The sequence below is a fragment of the Enterococcus sp. 3H8_DIV0648 genome, assembly GCF_002140655.1.
In the GTDB taxonomy this organism is placed as follows: Bacteria; Bacillota; Bacilli; order Lactobacillales; family Enterococcaceae; genus Enterococcus_A; species Enterococcus_A hulanensis.
The window spans coordinates 3,175,364-3,179,290 of sequence record NZ_NGLG01000001.1 but is presented as its reverse complement, the minus strand read 5'-3'; the positions used below and the strand labels follow the sequence as shown (position 1 = coordinate 3,179,290).

At 38.8% G+C, this 3,927-nt stretch carries 4 protein-coding genes and 2 pseudogenes; all 6 read right to left on the bottom strand.

All coding sequences use genetic code 11. The annotated features are described in order from the left end of the window. Nucleotides 1-33: 33 nt before the first annotated feature. The 6 genes and pseudogenes from A5875_RS14705 to A5875_RS24150 all read right to left on the bottom strand — a co-directional run bounded on the left by A5875_RS14705 (nucleotide 34) and on the right by A5875_RS24150 (nucleotide 3,832). On the bottom strand, nucleotides 34-1,614 hold the full coding sequence (locus A5875_RS14705) for an LPXTG cell wall anchor domain-containing protein (protein ID WP_088934281.1): 1,581 nt from the start codon (nucleotides 1,612-1,614) through the stop codon (nucleotides 34-36). Nucleotides 1,615-1,874: 260 nt separating this feature from the next. Further along, the gene (locus A5875_RS14700; RefSeq protein WP_088934280.1) at nucleotides 1,875-2,141 is read right to left on the bottom strand and encodes a helix-turn-helix domain-containing protein; all 267 of its coding nucleotides are present in this window, start codon (nucleotides 2,139-2,141) and stop codon (nucleotides 1,875-1,877) included. Further along, nucleotides 2,128-2,262 (bottom strand): annotated as a pseudogene (locus A5875_RS14695) (type II toxin-antitoxin system RelE/ParE family toxin); the annotation flags it as partial. The gene A5875_RS14700 and the pseudogene A5875_RS14695, both read right to left, overlap by 14 nt. Nucleotides 2,263-2,484: 222 nt before the next feature. Next, a complete protein-coding gene (mazE, locus tag A5875_RS14685) occupies nucleotides 2,485-2,718 on the bottom strand; it encodes a type II toxin-antitoxin system PemI/MazE family antitoxin (RefSeq protein ID WP_088934278.1) in 234 nt (77 codons plus the stop codon). Nucleotides 2,719-3,415: 697 nt separating this feature from the next. Continuing rightward, nucleotides 3,416-3,667 (bottom strand): annotated as a pseudogene (tnpA, locus tag A5875_RS14680) (IS200/IS605 family transposase); the annotation flags it as partial. Between the two features lie 42 nt (nucleotides 3,668-3,709). Beyond that, nucleotides 3,710-3,832: a hypothetical protein gene (locus tag A5875_RS24150; protein ID WP_254911876.1), complete on the bottom strand. Its 123-nt coding sequence runs from the start codon at nucleotides 3,830-3,832 to the stop codon at nucleotides 3,710-3,712. Nucleotides 3,833-3,927 lie beyond the last annotated feature (95 nt).

Genomic DNA, 3,927 nt, shown 5'->3' with positions numbered 1-3,927 from the left:
CAGCGATGGTCTGCTGATCAGCTTTAGTTTTGATTATCTTTTTTTCTGATAAAATCCTAGACTAACAAGCAGCAGACAACCGAGTATATAGAAAGAATTATTTGTTTTCATTCCCGTATTGGGATATTTCTTTTCGGTTGAAGAGGGGACTGATTTGCTTGCTTGTTCACTACTTGCCGCTTTGCTAGATTCTGATTCTTTCGGGAAAACCTTTTTTATCGGTGCCGCTTTTTCTGTTTTTGCATTTTCTTTTGTTAGCGTTACTAGCTTATCCGCTTCATCAAAGGTAAATTCGATTGGCTGACTATCTCGTTGATAGCCTTCCGGTGCCGTTATCTCCAGTAAGGAATATTTCCCATCCGGCAAGGAATTGATGTGCAGCTCTCCGTTCTCATCCGTGATCAGTTTCTTGCGAAGATACATCTTCTCCTCTTTGGCATTCCTTAATTCAAACTCGGCTCCTTGAAGTTTTTCTCCACTGGCTGAATCTGTCTTGGTCAAAAGAATGCCTTTCTTGTCATTTTCTGTTTTGTCGGTCTCATCAGTCGATGCTGGTGCCGCTATTCTTTTACGAGCAGTGTCCTTAATTTTCAATTCTTCTTTGGGTTGTCGCGGCTGTTCGTCTTTACTCTGAGGGATCGCTACTGCAGGGACTTTTGCTAAGTTGTTGGGAAACGGCTCTTTCAGCGCTGTCTGATTTAAGATTTTGAAGTGCGTGTGCTGCTGCGTATCCGTCTGATAATCGTACTGATATCCTTCACCCACACCCCCAGTAATCACCGCCAGATATTCTGGATCGGGAACTTCGCGAATCAAATAGCTGTGCTCATCCTTTAATAGCGAATACCAGCCTAAAGCGCCTGTATTTCCAGCGATCTCCTCTAGCAAATTCCCTTGTGCTGATTTATTTTTGTAAAAAGCGATGTTGACTGCTTCGCCTTTTTGCACGATCCTTCTCTCTGTAATGCCGTAAGCGATCGGCTTTGTTAGATTTTCTTTATCTAGGATCACGTATTCAAAATTCCGTGGACTGGTTAAACTTCCGACGCCTGCTACTTTTGCCTCCGCTTGAATCAGTGTTTCCCATTCAACGATTTCTGCTTTAGGAATATTGGTTGAGCCCATGCTGATTCCGCTGCCTGCTTGGATAGCTTTGGCTTTGATCGCGAGTTGGAGATTCAGCGTCTCTTTTTGCTTTGCATCCTGTTCATTGATGGTGACTAGCAGTTGATTCCCATTACGTTTCGTTTGTCCGAATGTTTCATTCGTTAGAGTATTTTTCAGTTGCAGTGGCGGACTGCTCTCGTCAATCCGAAAATAGTGGTTGTCTGGTAAGGAAAGTGTAAAGTTGTCTCCTGCCTTGATCTCAGTGCTTTTCTCTTGTTCGATCTTCCATGAATAAATCAGCTGCACCGTATCATTCATTCGAATCTTATTTTCCTTTGATACCTCATTGCCATCCGCCTTTACCACTTTCAAATCAAGTAAACGTACCTTCTCTGTAAGATCTCCCTCCGCATTCGAAACGATCGGACATACCATTCCCAAAACCACCATAAAAGAGCAAATTATCCAAAAAAACATAAGAAGCGTCAACCGGCTTTTTCTCTTCATTCTTATTCCCCCTAATAGCTATCTTTCTGTTCGAACAACTCGCGATTTTCTTAGGAATCCTCTATTATGGCTTTTACTCAAAAAGTCTTCTCTTTTTTATTTTCTCAGAATCCGAGCCACAACTGAGCCGATTTTCAAATCTTATATTCCTTATTTTTTAGCCTCTGTAAGTAATCTGGTTTTTTGGGGAAATAAAAAAGACATGCTAAAAAGCACGCCTTTTTATAACCACGGATTCCCATTCATTTAATTATTCAATTCTATGAAAACTCAACTTTTAGTTTTTTACCCATTGCATGTGCAATTTCAGATAATTTATCAAAAGATACATTATCACCACGCTCAATCCGAGCAATAGTAGCTTGTGTCGTGTGAGCTTTCTCAGCTAATTCCGCCTGCGTCAATCCTGCCTCTTCTCGAGCGCGATAAAGAGAAATTGCAGTTTGCAACTTCTCCCCCTCTTTCTCATAAGCTTCAGCAAATTCAGGGTCTTTCAATTCTTCTTTAATTAAATCATCTATTTTCATTATCAAACCATTCCTTTCGCAATTCTTTAGCGTGATCAATTTCTCCTTTTGGCGTTTTCTCAGTTTTCTTTGTAAATCCATGAGTTATTACATAACGACCCGTATCTACATGGAAATATACTCCCATCTTGAAGAGTACTCCTAGATAGGGAAATTGAAATTCATAAGAACATGTTGCGCAATGTTTGTAAACTCTCTCGTTGAAACTTTTCCAAGGATTTCTACATTTCTTCCGCCTCGTTTAGTAAAATCCAAAGTGTATATCTGCTTCGCATTAACTTTGCTGCCGCTTTTCAAGGCCTCATTGTCAATACTGACAAAATAAGGTCGATTCTTATCGGTGCTACTCCTCCAGTGTCCTGCTTTCTACAGTAAATCCTCTTGCCAGTTCATCTTCTTTATCGATGTATTCATTCTTTTTTACACCAGCAAAATAATCCTCGACTTTCGGAATCAATAAGATCGTCCCGTCAGTTTCTTGGGTAATATAGTAAGTCTTGTCTCCTGGTACGTCAAACTTATTGGCGATCGTTACCATCACCGAATTTCCTTGCTTGCGTGTTTTGACTATATCCATAATAATCACTGCTCCTTTCCTGAACTCTTCATGATTATTATAATGTGTAATTACACGTTACAAAATCGTTAATACATTTTGAATTTCACTTCGAATCGGAATTATTCTGCTTTCCATCCTTGATCACGAAATTTTTCTACCTTTATTCTAATACAGGAGAAGGCTTTTTCGCACTTTTTTCCATAGTTAGTTTCATTAAAAAAAAACATCGGTCTTTTTGAAAGACTGACGTGAACTTTAAGTTCGAAATGTTCCTACTAATGCTCAGGTGTAATAAAAGAGTAGTGCCACCATTCAGCAAATGGTACAATATTTCTACGTAGTAAAGTTTGTGACGGTGGCTAGTCTTTTGAAAAAGAGGTGACGCCTATGTTATTGTTTTTCCGCGTTATTTCTGGAAAGGAATAGCCTTGACTGTTTATCAATCGTTAATGTTTGCGATAGCTTTCGCAACTTTGATTGTGACAATCATCAATAAAAACAGTAAAAAATAACCGTCAACTTTAGCCAGAGGACGGTCATTTTTTAAAATAAATAAAATCGTTTTTCGGCCACCGTCTTAAACGGTGCTACCTTTAAGGGAGGTTGTTAGCGCAACCTCTCTTTTCATGCCTCATTATACCATAAAATACTATGCAATTGCGTAGTATTTACCTATCCGCGGCGTGTAACCACAGGAATAATATTGGGCCCATCATCAAAAAACTGAGGATACAACAATACTTCCCCGTGATAAAACTTTCATTAGGCAGAAACTTTTAGACCAAAACTTTTCTTTCCAAAGATATTGTTTTACTCTAGGATAATCACGCTTTATCAACCGTGAACTAGCACTTTTATACGCATTGATGAATTTTGTCAACTCTGTTTTCGGTTGAGCTTTGAACAGGATATGAACATGGTCTTTATCATGATTCCACTCAACTAAAGTTATGTGATAAGATTCCGCTGAAATAACTTACTATGGAATAGGAATAATTGATGTGCTTCATTAGATATCCCCTGTAACCCACAGGTCTTTTTCAATAATCACTGGCGATATTTTAAGCTCTGCTGATACCAATTGTATTGCTGCTAGACGATCCGACTGTTTCAATAACAAGAACTTTTTCATCTAAATTGCTCCATCTTCTTTATATTTTTTTTTATCCATTCGGAAGAACGCTGAGCATCCTTTTTCAACTGTTTGTATTCTTTTAAGGTTAAGTT

What these genes read in the sequence shown, in the direction of transcription:
- A5875_RS14700 (WP_088934280.1), bottom strand. Translation starts at nt 2,141, where the DNA reads ATGAAAATAGATGATTTAATTAAAGAAGAATTGAAAGACCCTGAATTT.
- A5875_RS14705 (WP_088934281.1), bottom strand. Translation starts at nt 1,614, where the DNA reads ATGAAGAGAAAAAGCCGGTTGACGCTTCTTATGTTTTTTTGGATAATT.
- A5875_RS24150 (WP_254911876.1), bottom strand. Translation starts at nt 3,832, where the DNA reads ATGAAAAAGTTCTTGTTATTGAAACAGTCGGATCGTCTAGCAGCAATA.
- mazE (WP_088934278.1), bottom strand. Translation starts at nt 2,718, where the DNA reads ATGGATATAGTCAAAACACGCAAGCAAGGAAATTCGGTGATGGTAACG.